The sequence below is a fragment of the Leifsonia shinshuensis genome (assembly GCF_013410375.1).
GTDB lineage: Bacteria > Actinomycetota > Actinomycetes > Actinomycetales > Microbacteriaceae > Leifsonia > Leifsonia shinshuensis.
This window is the reverse complement of the sequence record NZ_JACCFL010000001.1, coordinates 4,334,177-4,350,326: the sequence shown is the minus strand read 5'-3', so window position 1 is coordinate 4,350,326 and position 16,150 is coordinate 4,334,177. Positions and strand designations below refer to the sequence as shown.

Here is a 16,150-nt window from a genome sequence, read left to right as displayed (position 1 = left end):
TTCGTTGTGCTGGAGTGGAGTCGGGGGCTGCGTCATTCGGTGCGCAGCGCGTCGATGGGTGCGAGGCGGGCGGCCCTGCTGGCGGGGTAGACGCCGAAGCCGACGCCGATGCCGAGGGCGACCACGAGGGAGACCAGGATCGCGACGGGGGAGACGATCACCGAGCTGCCGATCAGCCCGGGCAGCACGAGGGCGGTGAGGCTGCCGAGCACGACCCCCGCGACGCCTCCAGCGAGGCCCAGGATGCCGGCCTCCACCAGGAACTGCCGCCGGATCGCCCGCTGCGGCGCGCCGAGCGCCTTGCGCAGGCCGATCTCCCGAGTCCGCTCGGTCACCGAGACCAGCATGATGTTCATCACGCCGATGCCGCCGACGAGCAGCGAGAGGGCCGCGATCCCGGTGAGCAGGATCGTCAGCGTCCGGTAGATGCTGGTCGCCGTGCTCACCAGCGCCTGCTGGCTGTTGATCGTGAAGTCGGCGGAGGCCGCCGAGGTGATCCCGTGGTCGTTCAAGAGGATCTGGTCGGCCTCCTGGTAGGCGCCGGAGAGCGTGTCGGGCGTCGACGCCTCCAGATAGATCGTGGACACGGTGCCGGCGTTGGTCTGGTTGGACAGGTCGGCCTGTGCGGTCGAGAGCGGGATGACGGCCAGGTCGTCGAGGTTGCTCGACGAGTTCGATCCCGCCGAGGCAAGCACGCCGACGATCGTGAAGGTCTGCGACCCGATGTCCACCGACTGGCCCACCACGTTCGTGTAGCCGAAGAGCTCGGTGGCGGTGGTCGGCCCGAGCACGACGACGGGCGCGCTGTTGCGCTCGTCGGCCGCGGTGAAGAAGGATCCGGCCGCCATCGTCCTGGCCCGCACGCCCAGCCAGTCCGGGGTGGCGCCCGAGACGGAGGTCGTCCAGTTGGTGCTGCCCGCGGTGAGCGATTCGGACAGCGTCTTGACCGGTGCGACGCTGGCGATGTCCGGCGCCGCGACCTTCGAGCTCAGGGCGGTCGCGTCCGCCTGGGTCAGCGTCGAGCCGGTCCCGAAGCCGCCGCGGACGCCGCCGGCCGTCGTGCTGCTGCCCGGCGACACGATGAGCAGGTTGCTGCCCAGGGCGCTGATCTGCGCGCTGACGTCCTTCTGCGTGCCGAGGCCGAGCCCGACCGTTAGGATGACCGCCGCGATGCCGATCAGGATCCCGAGCACGGTGAGCAGCGAACGCAGCGAGTGCGTCCGGATCGCCGCCCAGCCCGAGTGGAAGGTCTCCGCCCAGTTCATGCGGCCACCGTCCGCTCGTCCGCCTGGATCCGCCCGTCGCGCACGTGGACGACGCGGTCGGCGTGCGCCGCCACCTCCGACTCGTGCGTGATGAGGACGATCGTCCGGCCGGCCTGGTGCAACTCGCCGAACAGCGAGAGCACGTCCCCGGTCGCGGTGGAGTCGAGGTTGCCGGTCGGCTCGTCGGCGAGGAGGAGCGTCGGGTCGCCGACCAGCGCCCGCGCGACGGCCACCCGTTGCTGTTGGCCTCCGGAGAGCTCGCCGGGGCGGTGCGCCGTGCGCTCGCCGAGGCCGACCCGGTCCAGCGCGCGGAGGGCGCGCTCGCGGCGCTCGTCCTTGTGCATCCCCGCGTAGACCAGTGGGAGCTCCACGTTGCGGAGCGCGGTGAGCGAGGGCAGCAGGTTGAACTGCTGGAAGACGAACCCGATGCGCCGGTTGCGGATGGCCGCGAGCTCATCGTCGCCGAGCTGCGCCACGTTCTGCCCGGCGATCCGGTACGAGCCGGTCGTGAGCACGTCGAGGCAGCCGAGCACGTTCATGAGGGTCGACTTGCCGGAGCCGGACGGGCCCATGATCGCCACGTACTCGCCCTCCTCGATGGCCAGGTCCACGCCGCGGAGGGCCTCGTAGGAGACGGAGCCCGTGTGGTACGTCTTCCCGGCGCCCTCCAGCTCGATGACCGGCCTCCGGAGCGGGACGGTCTCGAACTCAGCCGTTTCCATTGCCGCCTCCCGAGCGTCCGCCGCCGCCGAAGCCGCCGCCTCCGCCGAAGCCGCCGCCTCCGCCGAAGCCGCCGCCACCGCCGCCGCCGCCGCCGCCGCCGAAACCGCCGCCGCCGCCGAAGCCGCCGCCTCCGCCGAAACCGCCGCCTCCGCCGAAGCCGCCGCCCGAGCCGCCGGTGCCGGTGCCGGTCCCGCCGCGACGACCGCCGGCCGTCGTGACGCTGATGACGACCTGGTCGCCCGAGCTCAGGCCCTTGGTGACCTGGGTGTAGAGCCCGACCGTCTGCCCGACGGTCACCGGGGTGCTCACGTTCTTGCCGTTCACGACGCGCATCACGCTCGTCGTCGTCCCCGTGCGGTGGATCGCGGCGGCCGGCACGGTCAGGGCCGACGGGAGCTGCTGGTAGACGATGGAGACGTTGGCGGTGACGCCGTCGTACAGGCTCGCCGGGGTCCCCGTCACGTCGACGACGACCGGATACGTCGCCGCTCCCGTCGAGGAGGACGGCAGCAGGCCGATCGAGGCGACCGTGCCGAAGAAGGAGGGGTTCTCGGTCGTGGAGAGCTGGGCTTCGTCGCCGGTCTTGACCTCGCCGATGCTCGACGCCGGGACGTCGACGCTGACCTGCCAGGAGTTCGTGGCGATCACCGTGAACGCGGCGGAGGAGGACGAGCTCGACGCCGAGGAGCCGGAGCCGCCGGAGGACGAGCCGGCGCCGGATGCCCCCGAGCCGGATCCGCCCGAGCCGGATCCGCCCGCCGAGCCCCCCGACGCGTTCGCGGAGCCCGACCCCGCGCCCGACCCGGACGACGAGCCGCCCGAGGCCCCGGAGGCCGAGACGACGTCCCCGACGCTGACGTTGACCGCGGTCACCAGACCGGCGATCGGCGACGTCAGGGTCACCGCGTTCACCTCCGCCTGCGCGCTCGTCACGTTCGACTGGTCGAGGGTGACCGTCGCCTGGTCGGCGGCGATCTGGGCGCTGGTGGCCGTGCTGGAGGACTCGGCGCTCGAGAGCTTGGCCTGAGCCGACGCGAGCGAGGCCTGCGCGTTCAGCAGGGCGGAGTTCGCCTCGGCGGAGTCGACGGAGCCGAGCGCCTCGCCGGCGGTGACCGTGCTGCCCGGCTGCACGTCCACGGCGGTGACCTGGCCGGGCGCACCGAAGTTCAGCGCGTCGGTGACGGTCGGCGTGAGAGTCCCGGTGCCGGTGATGGTCTCTTTGAGTGTCTGCTCGGACACGGGGACGGTGCGGGACACGGTCGCGGCGGCGGACGCCGTGCCGAAGCCGGTGCTGACTCCCCACCACGCCGCCGACGTCAGCGCCGCGACGACGATGGCCGTCACGACGACGAGGACCCACGCCGGTATCGCTGCCAGGCGTACGCGCATTACAGGCTTCCTTTCCCAGGGTGCGGCCAGAAGCGTAAGCGCCGCGATCCCGGGGACTTTATGCGCCGTCTATGATTCGCCTGGGAAGCGCTTGCGCTCTCTGGGAGAACCTGCATGGAGGGGGGCGGGCCCCTGGAGCATCCCGTTTCACGACCGCCGGAAGGGTGGGGCCGACCCCGTCTTCGGGGGCGTCCGCACCCCTATCGCCTCCGGCCGCCGATCGTGGATGATGGCCCTGTGACCCCGGAATCGCAGCCGCTGCCCGCCGCATGAGCGGGGCGGTGCGGCCGCCGCGGCGCGGCAGCGGTGTCCCGCGAAGAGTGCCGATCTTCGTGCTGACCCTCCTCGCTCTAGAGTTCGGAATCTGGTGGGGCGTGACGGTGGCGCCGCCGGAGGGGCCGCCGGCGCTGTCCGACATCCCGGCGGTGCTCTCCCTGCCGGCGGCGTTCCTCCTGTCGTGGCGCTTCGTCGCGTTCTTCGTGGGGTACGCGGCCGGCGCAGTGCTGTCGATCGTGCCCCACGAGCTGGGGCACTTCGTGGCGGCGAGACTGCTCGGGCTGCCGGTCCTCGGAGTGGCGTTCGGGTGGCTGACGTTCGGGAGGACTTTGCGGCGGCCGGGAGTGGCCGGCCAGGTCCGGGTCGACCTCGGCCGGGCGCCGGGGGCGAGGCTTCCGGCGCGGGTGGTGGTCTTCGCACTCTGCGGCCCCGCCGGCGGGCTGGTCTTCGCGGGCGCGGTGGCCCTGGCAGCCGCCGATGCCGAGCTGCCGGTGTACGTCCGGCTCGCGTTGGGCGGCGCTGTCGCGTCCGCTGTCGTCATTCAGCTGGCCAATCTCGTCCCCACCGCCACTCGAAGCGGTGACCTGAGCGATGGAGCGGTCGCCTACTGCTGGGCGTTCCGGCCGGCATCCCAGCTCGAGAAGGTCCGGCTCACCCTCGCCGCTCAGTCGTTCGCCGCCGAGATCGCGCCCGATGCGACGGGAGATCCCGCTCTGTCCGATGAGGAGTTCGAGCGGGTGCGGGCCGCGCTCGGAGATCCGCGGCACCAGATCGCCGTCGTCGCGGCCCAGCGCCTCCGGGCCTGGCTGGCCGGCTGTGCCGTCGGTATCGACGGCGAGGCGGAGGCGGCGCGCACGGAGTCCATCTCCCGGTTCCGGGCGATCGCCCCGGAGGTGGAGACCTTCGCGTCGCGTTCGGAACCACCGCTCGACGAACGTGCGTCGACGGTCGTGTTCGTCGCGTACCTCCTCGCCTGGGCTCAGCTGAACCACAACGCCGGGTCGCCCATCGATCCCGGTTCGCCGGACGTGGATCGGATCGCACGCCTGGCGGAGTCCGGCCGGCGGCTCCGGCCGGAGGGACAGTCGACGCGCAACCTCCTGGCGCTGGCCCGCCTCTTCCAGGATCGACCCGCCGAGGCGCGCGCGCTGCTGCTGCACAGCGCAGCCGAGGCATCGGAGCCGGACGAGAGGCTGGCGTCGGACGCCGACGTGATCCGTGGTCTGGCCGAGTGCGAACTCGGGGATGTCGCCCAGGCGCGGAGGCTCCTCGAATCCGCGCGTCGCAGAACTCGGCAGAGTGTCTATGCCGGTTGGCTTGAGGCTGAGATCCGGAGGCGGGTGGAGCGCGACCGAGGGGAGCACGCTGGACCGGCCGAAGCTGCTTCGGGAAACTCGTGACCCCGACCCGCCCCCCCTCACCCCTCCATCCGCCGCGGCAACCCCAGCCACGCCCCCGCACCCGGGTCGAAGTGCGTCACCTCGCTCACCCGCCCGCCGCTGGTCCCGACCACCAGCACCCCCACCAGGTGCAGCCCGGCCGACGCCGGGTCGCGCACGTATTCTCCCCACGCCGGCTGGCCGTTCGCGGCCGTCGGCACCATCCGCTCGATGGTGCGGCGGTGGCCGCTCATCGGCGCGAAGAACGACGCCGCTGCCGCCGGGCCGCGGTACTCGAAGGCGAGCGGGGGCATCCGGACCCAGACGTCGTCCGTCATCAGCGCCACCAGATCGTCGACCGCTCCGGAGGTGAAGGCCGTGACGAAGCGCTCCAGCAGCTCCGGGTCGGCGTCGATCGGGTCGACCGTGGGCGGGGCGTCGGACAGGGCGGCGCGGGCGCGTTTGAGCGACCCGTTGAGGGAGTCGACCGTGATGTCGAGGAGGGCGGCGGCCTCCGCGGCCGGGTACCCGAGCACGTCGCGGAGGAGCAGCGCGGCCCGCTGCGACGGCGGCAGCAGCTGGAGCGCCCGGGTGAACGCGAGCGTGATCGCCTCCCGCGACTCGTACAGCGCCTCCGGGCCGGGGGTGTCGGCCGGGAGGCCGTCGAGCAGCGAGTCCGGGTACGGCTCCAGCCAGGACACCTCGCCGAGCGCCGTCGGGCGGGCCACGGGCGGCGTCGCTTCGGCGGGCCGGCGGCGGCCGGCGCGGAGGAGGTTGAGGCAGCGGTTCGTCGCGATGCGGTAGAGCCAGGTGCGCAGCGACGACCGGCCTTCGAAGCCGGGGAGGCCGAGCCACGCGCTGAGCAGCGTGTCCTGCACGGCGTCCTCGGCGTCCTGGACGGACCCGAGCATCCGGTAGCAGTGCACGTGCAGCTCGTGGCGGTGCGGCCCGGTGAGCGCGTCGAAGGCGGCGCGGTCGCCACCGAGCGCCGCGTGCAGCAGGTCCTCGTCCATGGTCGTGCCCTCCCGGCCGGTTCGATTCCGGGCGATCCGATTCTGGTCGTCCGCTTTGTCTGTGTCGACACCGGAGACGCCGGGGACCGGTCGCGGCGAGCGTGACCAGTTTCGATGCCGTGAGGCGTCTACCTGGGTGAATCGACAACCGCGGGCCGACGGTCCGCGCAACGAACGGAGACACCATGACCACGCAGACCGCCACCGACTACACCACCACGATCGACCTCGACCGCAGCCCGGACGACGTCACCGCCGCCATCGCGGACGTCGGCCGCTGGTGGCTCGGCGACGTCACCGGCGCGGCGGACCGCGTCGGCGCCGAGTTCACCTACCGGTACCGCGACCTCCACGACAGCACGCAGCGCGTCACGGAGTTCGAGCCGGGCCGCCGCATCGTCTGGGACGTGATCGACAGCGAGCTCGGCTTCGTGGACGAGCCGGACCCGTGGACGGGCACCCGCATCGTCTTCGACCTCCAGCCGTCCGGCGCCGGGACCCGGCTGGTCTTCACCCACGAGGGCCTGACGCCGGCGAAGGAGTGCTACGACGCGTGCTCCGCCGGCTGGGACCACTTCGTCGTCGGCAGCCTGCGCCGGTTCGTGGAGACCGGCGCAGGCCTGCCGCTGTGACGGAGGCCCCGGTGGCCGGTCAGCCCAGGCAGTTCGGCTGGTAGGCCGGATCGGCGGGTCCCTTCGGCACGCTCAGCGCCTCCAGCACGAGCTGCTGCACGACCGGGTCGTTGGGCGTCTGGTCGTGCTCGATCGGGTCGGCGGGGCACTTGTTCTGGATGACGAGGTTCGTCACCTGCGACGGGGACCCGCTCAGCGCCTGGCTCTGATACGGGGTCACCACCTCGTCGTGAGTGGTCGAGATGACCGTGTAGCTCGGTCCCTTGACGGTGTCGCCGATCGAGTTCAGCTTCTGCAGGAACGCCGAGCCGGCGGTCTGGTCGGCGCACGCCGGGCAGGCCGTCGGGGAGGCGCTGGTCAGCGCGGGCAGCCCGTCAGGCCCCGGGACGATCACACCCTGGGTACCGTGGTTGGACGGCGCGATGCCGATCAGCTGGTGCACCTTCGGCGCCCCGCCGAGGAAGCCGAGGTAGTAGCGCGGCATCATGCCGCCCTGGCTGTGCCCGACGAGGTCGACCTGCTTGGCCTTGGTCGCGGAGAGCACGGCATCCACGAACGGCGCGAGCTGTTGCGCGGACTGGGCGATGGGGCCGGAGGCGTCCACCCCGTTGTACTGCCCGTAGTCCAGGGCGAACACGCAGTAGCCCGCCTGCTTCAGCACGGGCGACATGGCGGACCAGTTCTTCGCCATGCTCTCGAACGTGCCCGGCACCAGGATCACCGGGTACGGGTGGGCGGCGGACGGCACGCACGACCAGTCGTTGGCGCCCGGGGGAGACACGGAGACGGTGTCCGCCTGGGCGGGCAGGGCGATCGCCAGCGATCCCAAGGCAGCCGCGGCGGCGGCGACGAGCAGCTTCTTCAGTAACGACATCGGTACCTCTTCCTGTGCGCCCGGCGGTGCGGACTCGGGGTGGTCCGGCCGCGGGCGCTGGTGATGCCGCGACACGGTAGACGCGGTGGCAGCAGGATCAAGCCGCTCGCAGGCCTCCGGGAGACTCTTTCCAGGTGGCGCGCAGGTGAGGCCGACGGGTTCGGCGGTCCGGGTAACGTGGGCGCATGACCACTCTGGCGATCATCGGCGCAGGCCGTCAGCTCGGCGAGGCGCTCGCCCGCCGCTTCGGACGCGAAGGCTTCAGCATCGCGCTCCTCTCCCGCAGTCAGGAGCGGCTCGACGCCCTCGCGGCCGATCTCGCGGCCGACGGCATCACCGCGAAAGGGTATGCCGCCAACGTGCGCGACCCCGAGGCGCTCGTGAAGGCGCTCGACCTGGCCGCGCAGGAGCTGGGCCCGATCGAAGTGCTCAGCTACAACCCGCTTCCGGCCAAGGACTTCCTGCGGCCGCTGCTCGAGTCGACCGTGTACGACATCCAGGCGGCGTTCGAGTTCTCGGTGCTCGGGCCGGTCGCCGCGGTGCACCAGGTCCTGCAGGGGATGCGCGTGCTCGGCCGGGGCACCATCCTGTTCGTCAACGGCGGCAGCGCCGTCCAGCCCGTTCAGCACTTCGCGGGCACGTCGATCGCCTTCGCAGGGGAGACGGCGTACGCGGAGATGCTCGACCAGGCGCTGCGGGACACGGACATCCACGTCGCGCAGCTGATCATCCCGGGCGGGATCATCCGCGGCGACAGCGAGAAGGACCCGGAGGTCCTGGCTGAGCTGCTCTGGAAGATGCACGTCGACCGCGACCGGTTCCGGACGTTCGCCACCGAGCTCGAGGTCCAGCCGTACTGAGCACGCCCGTGTTTCGGTATTGTCTTAATTAAGTAATAGCTGTATTATCAAGCTGTGACCACCACTCCGACGACCGCCTTCGCCGCCTTGGCCGACCCCACCCGCTCGACCATCGTCGACCTGCTGGCCCGGCGTGGCGAGCTGACGGCGGGCGAGATCGGGGCGGAGTTCCCGAGCAGCGCGTCCGCGGTCTCCCAGCACTTGAAGGTGCTGCGCGAGGCGGGCCTGGTGACCGTGGAGAAGCGGGCGCAGCAGCGCGTCTACCGGCTGGACGCCGCGGCGCTCGTCGCGGTGGAGGGCTGGCTGTCCGCGCGCGCCCGGCAGTGGAACGCGCGGATGGACAAGCTGGCCGCGCACATCGAGAAGACACGAGACGAGGGAGAACTGTGATGACGAACGACGAGACCACCGACATCGTGGTGCGCCGCATCCTGAATGCGCCGGTCGCGACCGTGTGGAAGCTGTGGACCGACCCCGAGCTGGTCACTGAGTGGTGGGGGCCGGAGGACTACACCTCCCCGTCCGCCTCGGTCGACCTGCGCGAGGGCGGCTCCTACCTCTTCAGCATGCTCGCGCCCGCCGAGCAGGGCGGCGCCGAGAGCTTCACCGGCGGCGTCTACACGGCGATCGTGCCGGAGCAGCGGCTGGAGTTCACGCAGAGCATCACCGACGAGGACGGCGTGCCGCTGCCCGCCGACCAGCTCCCGGAGGGCTTCACCCAGAACATCCGCACGGTCGTGGAGTTCGCCGACGTCGGCGGCCTCACCGAGCTGACGATCACCGAGAGCGGCTGGTCACGCAGCCTGATGTCGGTGTTCGCATACGCGGGCATGCACCAGTCGCTCGACAAGCTGACGACGGACGTGCTCCGCCGGCTGACCGCCGTGGCCGGCTGAGGCCCTCGCTCAGTTGCGGTAGTTGTACACGTCCAGCCCGAAGTGGTTGAGTCCCGGCGTCGCGGCGTAGCCCAGGTACGGCAGCCCGAAGGTGTCCTCGATGCTCGCGAGCAGGCTGTAGTGGTTGTACGGCGTGGTCGACCACGTGCCGCCCTTCACGAACGGCGACAGCACGAGCGCGCCGACCCGTCCGCCGCCGAGGCCCGAGATGCCGGGGAGCGCCGTGTTCGGCCCCGGCCCCTCGTTGCAGCAGCTGGAGGCGTCCGACTGCGGTCCGTCCGACTCGTCGAACGTGATCACCAGCACACCGTCCTGCTTGAACGCGGGCGAGGAGGTGATCTTCGGCACCCACTGCTTGAGCCAGGCGTCGGCGCTCACGAGACCGCCCGGCCGGCCGTCGACGCACGGGGAATCGTGGCCGTCGTCGCACAGGTTCGGCGTGATCAGGGAGAGGTTCGGCGTGGTCGAGACGGACGCTAGGTCGGTCGGCAGCTTCGACAGGTCGACGTCGTTCTTGGCGCAGGCCGCCGATCCGGTGATGCTCTGGAAGTAGACGAACGGGTTGTGACGGGCGGCGTACTCGTCGCCGACCTTCGCCTTCTGCGTGTCGTCCACGGCGCCGAGGGCGGGATGCCGGCACGGGGTGCCCATGTCCTCCATGTAACCCTTCCAGGTGCGGCCGGAGGCGGTGAGCTGGTCGGCGACCGTCTTCACTGTCGACGGGAACACGCAGCCGTCGCCGACCGCCTGACCGGGAGAGGCGGTCCCGGTGCCGACGAACGGCGAGTACGTCTGGCAGTCGGCCTGCATCTGCGGGTTCGGTCCCTGGCCGGAGATCTCGGCCACGTAGTTCGGCTGCGAGTTGTGCGCCGTCCCGTAATAGGCGTTCAGCAGCACGCCCCGGCTGCGGAGCGTCGTCGACAGGTACGGGGCCGCGGACCCGGGTCCCCAGGTCTCGTCGTAGCCCTTGTTCTCCAGGTTGATCACGAAGACGTGCTTCGCACCCGGGAGGTAGGAGTTGGTGGTCGCCGCGCTCACGGTCGCCGTGACGGACGGCAGCGCCACCGCCGCCGCGCCGAGGACGGCCGCGGCCGCGACGGCGAGGCCCGCGATGAGGCGTGTGCGGTTTCTGCTGATGGTCACGGGAGCGTCCACCCTTCTGCGACGGCTTTCTGTTTGAGCGGCGCCCACTCCTCGGCGGCCGGCGGACCGACCGGGGTGCAGGCCGGTCCGGCGACGAACGGCGGCACGGTGTACGCGGGCGCGGCGGTGTTCGGCGCCGACGCGAAGTCGAGGACCTCCGCGATGTTGCGCGCCCCGGCGTCGCGCGGGGTGAGGGCGCGGAGGCCGAACCTCCACTCGATCGTCTTCAGCACCGATGTGTGGTCGTAGGTGCCGTGCGCCACGGAGCCGCGCCTGGCTCGCGGCGAGACGACCAGCGACGGCACGCGGAAGCCGCGCTGGCCGGTCCCGGCAGCGGGCGTCGCGTCGGGGGCGGTGCCCGGAACCACGTGGTCGAAGAAGCCGCCCCACTCGTCGTAGTTGACGACGAGCAGGGTCTTCGCCCAGTTCGGCGACGTCGTGACCGCGTGGTAGATCTCGTTGAGGAACAGCTCGCCGCTGCGGAGGTCGGCGTGCGGGTGGTCGTCGCCGGAGGTGCCGGACGCCTCGTCCTCGAAGCGCGGGTCCACGAACGACACGGCGGGCAGCGATCCGCTCGCGCAGTCCGCGAGGAAGTCGGCGTACGGGTGCGAGATGCCGAGGTACTTCGTGCCCCAGAGCGCCAGGAACGGGACATCGCTGAAGTAGTACTTCCCGCTCACGCCCGCCGCCGCGAGCGAGTCCCAGATGGTCGGCATCGTCGCCGTGGCGGTCGAGTTATGCAGGCGGTCGGTCTGCGCGGCGTGCATGTAGAAGCGGTTCGGGTAGGTCTCGGCGAGCGTTGCGGCGAAGTACCGGTCGCACACCGTCCACTGCGGTCCGGCCTGGCCCCAGAAGCCGAGGTCGGCCCGGTCGTAGTAGCCGATCGAGAAGTCGTCGTTCTCACCGGCCTTCAGCCAGCCGTCGCACTTCCCGCCGTTCAGCTCGATGCGGCCGCCCTCGAAGGAATGGTCGGGGTCGGGATGGCCGCAGCCCTGGAAGTCGGCGAGGTGATGGGGCGTGTGCGGGAAGCCGTACCGGTCGATGTAGCGGAGCCCGCTCGGCAGCCCGGTCGCGCCGGGCATCCACCCGACGAGGTGGTCGAACGACCGGTTCTCCATCATGACGACCACGATGTGGTCGATGCCGGAGGCCGCCGGAGCGGGCAGCGGGGGCGCCGAGGCGGCCGCCGTTCCGGGGGTCGCGGCCTGCGCGGCGAAGGCGGTGCCTGCCGCCAGGGCTCCGGCGGTGAGGCCGCCCGCGAGGGTCAGAAAATGTCTGCGATCGACGTCCACGTCTGGACACGGAACCACGGGAACGCACAGAACTCACCCCGTCCGGCGGATTCGGAGCCGGATGTTGGCCGGCGCGACACCCGCCGGTCACCTGCGGTTCACCCGGTGCGCCGCGCACGCCTCCGCGCGATCCCGATCACGATCAGCACCACCCCCACCACGAGCAGGATCACGCCGACGATCCCCCAGAACGAGGACCCGCTCATCACCGACCCGCCGAGCACGTCGGTGCCCTGCAACGTCCAGACCAGGCCGATCGCCGCGAGGACGATGCCGGGGACGAGGAACGGCCAACTGCGTTTCATGGGGTCAGGGTATGTCGGGAAGGGCCGGGCCGGAATGACCGATCGTGCCTGGTCCCGGCGTCAGGGCCGTCCCGGCCACTCCCGCCCGGCCCACGGGTCGTAGTCGGCCACGAGCGCGCCCTGCTCGGGCCGGTCGGACTCCGGGACGTGCTGGAGGTTGATCCGCACCCGGTACCACTGCGAGCTCGACCCGCGCATGCCGTCCAGCAGCTCGTCGGCCGGGTGCAGCAGCCCCGCGACCTCCGAATGTGCGGCCTTCCACTCCTCCAGCGCCGCCAGCGCCTCGGGCTTGGTCTTCGTGCGCGCCACCTCGATGAGCGGCATCTGCGAGACCCGGCGTCCCGCGCCGTCGCCGGCCCGCGGCGCCTTCTCGGCGGGCCCGAGCCGCTTGGCCAGCGCGAGCAGGGCGTCCAGCGAGCCTGCCGCGTCGTCGATGCCCGCGTGCGGATCGCCGACCTGGGCGAACCGCTGCGGCACCGTCAGCACCGTGAACTCCTCCGGCCGGCGCGAACGCACCTCATCCCAGTCGAGCGGCGTGGAGACGCGCGCGTCGGGCAGCGGCCGGATCGAGTAGGCGGAGGCGACGGTGCGGTCCTTGGCGTTCTGGTTGAAGTCGACGAACACGCTCTCACCGCGCTCCTCCTTCCACCAGCGCGCCGTCGCGAGCCCGGGCGCGCGGTTCTCGACCTCCCTGGCGAGCGTCTCGGCCGCCAGCCGCACGTCGGCGAAGCCCCAGTCGGGCGTGATGCGGACGAGGATGTGCAGGCCGCGCGAGCCGGACGTCTTCGGCCAGCCGACGAGCCCGTGGTCCTCCAGCACCTCCCGCGCGACGAAGGCCACATCCACGATCTGCGACCAGTCGACGCCCGGCATCGGGTCGAGGTCGACGCGCAGCTCGTCGGGATGGTCGAGGTCCTCGGCGCGCACGGCGTGCGGGTTCAGGTCGAGGCAGCCCAGGTTGGACACCCACGCCAGCCCGGCGGCGTTGCGCAGCACGGCCTCCTCGGCGGACGTGCCGCTCGCATAGTGCAGGGTCGCGGTGTCGATGTAGAACGGGTGGCCCTCCGGCACGCGCTTCTGGAAGAACGGCTCCTGCGTCAGCCCCTTCACGAACCGCTTCAGCACCATCGGCCGGCCGCCCGCGCCGCGGAGGGCCCCGTCGGCGACTGAGAGGTAGTAGCGGGCGAGGTCCAGCTTGGTCAGTCCCGGCTCGGGGAAGACGACCTTCTCCGGGTTCGAGATGCGCACCTCGATCCCGTCGGCCTCCAGGAACGCCTCGGACTTCGACGACGGGGTCATGCCGCCACGGTAGCCGGGAGGGGGGCGTGGGGCCAGGGGCTTCACACGCGGACGCTCGTCCGCTAGCCTGACGCTTGACATTGAAATCAGCAATGTCAGGCGATACAGATAGGACAGTGATTGTGAAGTTGAGAAACAGAGTCGTTTCGACCGTCCTCGCGGCGGGCGCGTTGACGATCGGGGCGAGCATCGGGGCGGCGCCCGCCAGCGCATACGTCAGTTACCCCGAGGGCGGCACGTGGGACTACGGCAACTCCGGCAAGACGTGGTCGAACTACCACCACGGGTCGAAGCTGCACCGCTCCACGGCGTGCAACTCGTACGCGTGCTACCGTTCGCCGGACGCGGCGCGAGGGTCGTGGTCGTACTCCTCGGTTGCGTGGACCGTGACCGGAAACACCTGGTACTACTACAACTACTAAGCCGACCGTGGTGGGGTGGCGCGTGCTCGCCACCCCACCGTCGTCGCTGAGAGCAGTGATGAAGAGACTCAGCAAGCGGCTCGCGATCGCAATCGCCTGTCTCCTCGCCTTTTCGGGGTGTTCCTCCGCCGAAAATCCCGACGAAGCCGTGCCGATCATCCCGACGGCGTCGGCGAAAGGATGGGCGGACGAATTCGAGGAGGCTCGAAGACGCGCGACCACCGACTTCGAACGAAAGGCGTTGGAGGACGACCGGATCTCCGACGCGGAGTTCGCCGAGATGGAGAGCGCCTTCACGACGTGCATGCGAGAGCGGAACGTCACCTTCAGGGGATTCCGACCTGGTGGAGGCTATGAGTTCCGGCCAGGTAGGGGCACGACGACCGCTGAGGCCAACGGGATCGCAGATGAGTGTTCGGCCTCCTCCGGTCTGGACACAGTCGGCTCGCTCTACTTCCTGATGAAACGCAACCCGCAGAACCTTGATGAGGACGCGATCATGGCGGCTTGCCTTGTCAGGAAGAAGGCGGTTCCACCGACCTACTCTGCAGCCGACGTGGCGCGCGACACACTCGGGCAGACCTATCCGTTCAGCGACAAGACGCGCGGCGAGAAGGCGCTCGAGGAGTGCAGCCACGACCCCCTCGGGCTCCTGGACAAGCAGACGCGATGAGGGCCTGGTTCCCACGAGCCGCCGTGATCGCGGTCGTCGTCCTCGCCCTGCTCGCCTCGGGAGCGACGTCCGTCTGGCTGTGGATGACGGCCGAGCCGCCGCATTCCCTCGCAGCCCCGCGCATCGCGACCTCGGCTCCCGTCTCGTACCAGGACTACACGGACCGGCGTGGCGTCACCCTGCGCGTGGACTCCCAGCCGGATTCGCGACTGGAGTCCGGGACGGGCGGTCGCGTCACCTCCTTCCCCTGCGCGCCGGGGGAGGTCGTGGAGTCCGGGTCGGCGCTGGCCGGCATCGACGGGCGTCCGCTGGTCGCGCTCGCGACCGCGGTGCCGCTCTGGCGGGAGCTCGGGATCGGCGACCGGGGGGAGGACGTCACGGCCCTCCAGAAGGAGCTCGTGCGACTCGGCTACACGCTGACCGCGGACGGGACCGTGGGTCGGCGCACGCTGGCGGCAGCGGCCACGATGTTCGAGCGGGCCGGGGAGACTGCCCCCGACTCCGAGCGCGTCGACGCCGGCCGCATCGTTTGGATTCCGGCGGCGTCCGTCACGATCGGCGAGTGCCGGACCTCCGTCGGGGAGACCCAGCAGGCCGGCGATGTCCTCGCGACGACATCGGGCGCGACCACCCGGGTGTCCGTGATCGAGCCGATCGCCGACCTCGTCGACGGCGAACGGACGCTGACCGTCGACTCGGTCGCGGTCCCCATCGAGGGGGCGGGGATCGATGACCCGGCGGCACTCGCCGCCCTGGCGGCCACCCCATCTCTCCAGCGCGACGACGCCGCGACAGCGACCGGGCGTGGCGACCCCGCAGGAGAGGCGGCCAGTGGCGGCGCGATCCGCGGCACGATCGAGCTTTCTACTCCGGTCCGCGTCGGCGTCGTCCCTCCGTCGGCCGTGTACGCGATCGAGGGCGCTGCCGGTTGTGTCGCCACGGGCGACGCGGCTCTACGCGTCAGGATCGTCGGATCCCAGCTCGGCCAGACCTTCGTCCTGTTCGACGCCGAGCAGCGGCCGGACACGGTGCTGCTCTCCAGCGCGAGGCGCCCGGCGTGCACGTAGCGCTCGACGGGGTGGGCCATCGTTTCGGGCGGTCCGGGGATTGGCTGTTCCGGAGTCTGACGTTCGCCTTCCGGCCCGGAGAGGTCTACGCCCTGACCGGCCCGTCGGGCTCGGGGAAGAGCACCCTGCTCTCCCTGCTCGCGGGGCGGAACCGGCCCGTGGAGGGGGCGATCCACCTCACAGGCATCGACAGGGTGAGCTGGGTGTTCCAGAATCCGTTCGGTTCGCCCCGCCGCACCGCCCTCGATCACGTCGCCCTGCCGATCCTCGCCCGCGGGGAGTCCGCGCCCGCCGCGGAAGAGCAGGCGCACGAATTCCTCGCGCGCTTCGAGCTGGAGTCCGTCGCGCACCGACCCTTCGGCGACCTTTCCGGCGGGGAGTCGCAACGCCTCATGCTCGCCCGCGGTCTGGCCTCGCGACCGAGTCTCCTCCTGATCGACGAGCCGACCGCCCAGCTCGACCGACGCACCGCGGAGCGCGTGGACGCGGCCATCGCGGCGGTCGCCGACCCGTCCACCATCGTCGTCGTCGCCACGCACGACGCACGTACGCGCGACGCGTGCACCGGGCTGCTCGATCTGGGTGCGCTCGGAGGAAGTGGGGCCGGGTGAAGCTCTCCGCTCTGTTTCGCGAGGCGGGTCG

General features: G+C 71.3%; 18 protein-coding genes. 9 read left to right on the top strand and 9 right to left on the bottom strand.

The features are described 5' to 3' along the window. Positions 1-32: 32 nt before the first annotated feature. The 3 genes from HNR13_RS20915 to HNR13_RS20905 are packed head-to-tail and all read right to left on the bottom strand — an operon-like array spanning position 33 to position 3,377. Complete coding sequence (locus HNR13_RS20915) at positions 33-1,265, bottom strand: ABC transporter permease (protein WP_179608859.1); 1,233 nt, start codon at positions 1,263-1,265, stop codon at positions 33-35. Further along, positions 1,262-1,987 carry an ABC transporter ATP-binding protein gene (locus HNR13_RS20910; RefSeq protein WP_179608857.1) on the bottom strand — a complete coding sequence of 242 codons (726 nt, stop codon included), beginning with the start codon at positions 1,985-1,987 and terminating at the stop codon, positions 1,262-1,264. Before HNR13_RS20910 ends, HNR13_RS20915 begins: the two co-directional genes overlap by 4 nt. Then, positions 1,974-3,377, bottom strand: coding sequence for an efflux RND transporter periplasmic adaptor subunit (locus HNR13_RS20905; RefSeq protein WP_179608856.1), 1,404 nt, complete (start codon positions 3,375-3,377; stop codon positions 1,974-1,976). The genes HNR13_RS20910 and HNR13_RS20905 overlap by 14 nt, the downstream gene beginning before the upstream one ends. A gap of 332 nt (positions 3,378-3,709) precedes the next feature. Between HNR13_RS20905 and HNR13_RS20900 the strand changes: the two genes are divergently transcribed. Beyond that, positions 3,710-5,053 (top strand): zinc metalloprotease, encoded by a 1,344-nt coding sequence (locus HNR13_RS20900; RefSeq protein ID WP_179608854.1) that lies wholly within the window; start codon positions 3,710-3,712, stop codon positions 5,051-5,053. Between the two features lie 17 nt (positions 5,054-5,070). On the opposite strand, the gene HNR13_RS20895 is transcribed toward HNR13_RS20900, so the two are convergent. Continuing rightward, positions 5,071-6,045, bottom strand: a complete 975-nt coding sequence (locus tag HNR13_RS20895) for an RNA polymerase subunit sigma-70 (RefSeq protein ID WP_179608853.1) — start codon at positions 6,043-6,045, stop codon at positions 5,071-5,073. 185 nt (positions 6,046-6,230) lie between these two features. On the opposite strand from HNR13_RS20895, the gene HNR13_RS20890 reads away from it, so the two are divergent. Then, the gene (locus HNR13_RS20890; RefSeq protein WP_179608851.1) at positions 6,231-6,677 is read left to right on the top strand and encodes an SRPBCC family protein; all 447 of its coding nucleotides are present in this window, start codon (positions 6,231-6,233) and stop codon (positions 6,675-6,677) included. 19 nt (positions 6,678-6,696) lie between these two features. Here the strand turns inward: HNR13_RS20890 and HNR13_RS20885 are convergent, their stop codons facing one another. Next, entirely contained in the window at positions 6,697-7,551 is an 855-nt protein-coding gene (locus HNR13_RS20885) for a lipase family alpha/beta hydrolase (RefSeq protein WP_179608847.1), read from the bottom strand. A 185-nt stretch (positions 7,552-7,736) separates the two neighbouring features. Between HNR13_RS20885 and HNR13_RS20880 the strand changes: the two genes are divergently transcribed. From HNR13_RS20880 to HNR13_RS20870, 3 genes are read left to right on the top strand one after another with little or no spacing between them, the layout of a single operon-like run. Further along, on the top strand, positions 7,737-8,411 hold the full coding sequence (locus tag HNR13_RS20880) for an SDR family NAD(P)-dependent oxidoreductase (RefSeq protein WP_179608845.1): 675 nt from the start codon (positions 7,737-7,739) through the stop codon (positions 8,409-8,411). Between the two features lie 54 nt (positions 8,412-8,465). Next, positions 8,466-8,801 carry a metalloregulator ArsR/SmtB family transcription factor gene (locus HNR13_RS20875; protein ID WP_179608843.1) on the top strand — a complete coding sequence of 112 codons (336 nt, stop codon included), beginning with the start codon at positions 8,466-8,468 and terminating at the stop codon, positions 8,799-8,801. Next, positions 8,801-9,307: an SRPBCC family protein gene (locus HNR13_RS20870; RefSeq protein ID WP_179608842.1), complete on the top strand. Its 507-nt coding sequence runs from the start codon at positions 8,801-8,803 to the stop codon at positions 9,305-9,307. Before HNR13_RS20875 ends, HNR13_RS20870 begins: the two co-directional genes overlap by 1 nt. A 9-nt stretch (positions 9,308-9,316) precedes the next feature. On the opposite strand, the gene HNR13_RS20865 is transcribed toward HNR13_RS20870, so the two are convergent. From HNR13_RS20865 to HNR13_RS20850, 4 genes are all read right to left on the bottom strand, one after another. Then, positions 9,317-10,450 (bottom strand): alkaline phosphatase family protein, encoded by a 1,134-nt coding sequence (locus tag HNR13_RS20865; protein WP_343063648.1) that lies wholly within the window; start codon positions 10,448-10,450, stop codon positions 9,317-9,319. Beyond that, entirely contained in the window at positions 10,447-11,742 is a 1,296-nt protein-coding gene (locus tag HNR13_RS20860) for an alkaline phosphatase family protein (protein ID WP_343063647.1), read from the bottom strand. The genes HNR13_RS20865 and HNR13_RS20860 overlap by 4 nt, the downstream gene beginning before the upstream one ends. A 98-nt stretch (positions 11,743-11,840) precedes the next feature. Continuing rightward, complete coding sequence (locus tag HNR13_RS20855) at positions 11,841-12,047, bottom strand: hypothetical protein (RefSeq protein ID WP_179608840.1); 207 nt, start codon at positions 12,045-12,047, stop codon at positions 11,841-11,843. 60 nt (positions 12,048-12,107) lie between these two features. Next, positions 12,108-13,346 (bottom strand): DNA polymerase domain-containing protein, encoded by a 1,239-nt coding sequence (locus HNR13_RS20850; RefSeq protein WP_179608839.1) that lies wholly within the window; start codon positions 13,344-13,346, stop codon positions 12,108-12,110. Between the two features lie 122 nt (positions 13,347-13,468). On the opposite strand from HNR13_RS20850, the gene HNR13_RS20845 reads away from it, so the two are divergent. The 4 genes from HNR13_RS20845 to HNR13_RS20830 are packed head-to-tail and all read left to right on the top strand — an operon-like array spanning position 13,469 to position 16,119. Beyond that, entirely contained in the window at positions 13,469-13,768 is a 300-nt protein-coding gene (locus HNR13_RS20845; protein ID WP_218881285.1) for a lactococcin 972 family bacteriocin, read from the top strand. Positions 13,769-13,775: 7 nt separating this feature from the next. Then, positions 13,776-14,441, top strand: a complete 666-nt coding sequence (locus tag HNR13_RS20840; protein ID WP_179608836.1) for a hypothetical protein — start codon at positions 13,776-13,778, stop codon at positions 14,439-14,441. Continuing rightward, positions 14,438-15,508 carry a peptidoglycan-binding domain-containing protein gene (locus HNR13_RS20835; protein ID WP_179608834.1) on the top strand — a complete coding sequence of 357 codons (1,071 nt, stop codon included), beginning with the start codon at positions 14,438-14,440 and terminating at the stop codon, positions 15,506-15,508. Before HNR13_RS20840 ends, HNR13_RS20835 begins: the two co-directional genes overlap by 4 nt. Next, positions 15,499-16,119 (top strand): ATP-binding cassette domain-containing protein, encoded by a 621-nt coding sequence (locus tag HNR13_RS20830; protein WP_179608833.1) that lies wholly within the window; start codon positions 15,499-15,501, stop codon positions 16,117-16,119. The genes HNR13_RS20835 and HNR13_RS20830 overlap by 10 nt, the downstream gene beginning before the upstream one ends. Positions 16,120-16,150 lie beyond the last annotated feature (31 nt).

Excerpts from the sequence above, each read along its gene's own strand:
- HNR13_RS20895 (WP_179608853.1), bottom strand. The coding sequence starts at position 6,045 with ATGGACGAGGACCTGCTGCACGCGGCGCTCGGTGGCGACCGCGCCGCC.
- HNR13_RS20905 (WP_179608856.1), bottom strand. The coding sequence starts at position 3,377 with ATGCGCGTACGCCTGGCAGCGATACCGGCGTGGGTCCTCGTCGTCGTG.
- HNR13_RS20885 (WP_179608847.1), bottom strand. The coding sequence starts at position 7,551 with ATGTCGTTACTGAAGAAGCTGCTCGTCGCCGCCGCCGCGGCTGCCTTG.
- HNR13_RS20915 (WP_179608859.1), bottom strand. The coding sequence starts at position 1,265 with ATGAACTGGGCGGAGACCTTCCACTCGGGCTGGGCGGCGATCCGGACG.
- HNR13_RS20880 (WP_179608845.1), top strand. The coding sequence starts at position 7,737 with ATGACCACTCTGGCGATCATCGGCGCAGGCCGTCAGCTCGGCGAGGCG.
- HNR13_RS20850 (WP_179608839.1), bottom strand. The coding sequence starts at position 13,346 with ATGACCCCGTCGTCGAAGTCCGAGGCGTTCCTGGAGGCCGACGGGATC.
- HNR13_RS20870 (WP_179608842.1), top strand. The coding sequence starts at position 8,801 with ATGACGAACGACGAGACCACCGACATCGTGGTGCGCCGCATCCTGAAT.
- HNR13_RS20910 (WP_179608857.1), bottom strand. The coding sequence starts at position 1,987 with ATGGAAACGGCTGAGTTCGAGACCGTCCCGCTCCGGAGGCCGGTCATC.
- HNR13_RS20890 (WP_179608851.1), top strand. The coding sequence starts at position 6,231 with ATGACCACGCAGACCGCCACCGACTACACCACCACGATCGACCTCGAC.
- HNR13_RS20835 (WP_179608834.1), top strand. The coding sequence starts at position 14,438 with ATGAGGGCCTGGTTCCCACGAGCCGCCGTGATCGCGGTCGTCGTCCTC.
- HNR13_RS20855 (WP_179608840.1), bottom strand. The coding sequence starts at position 12,047 with ATGAAACGCAGTTGGCCGTTCCTCGTCCCCGGCATCGTCCTCGCGGCG.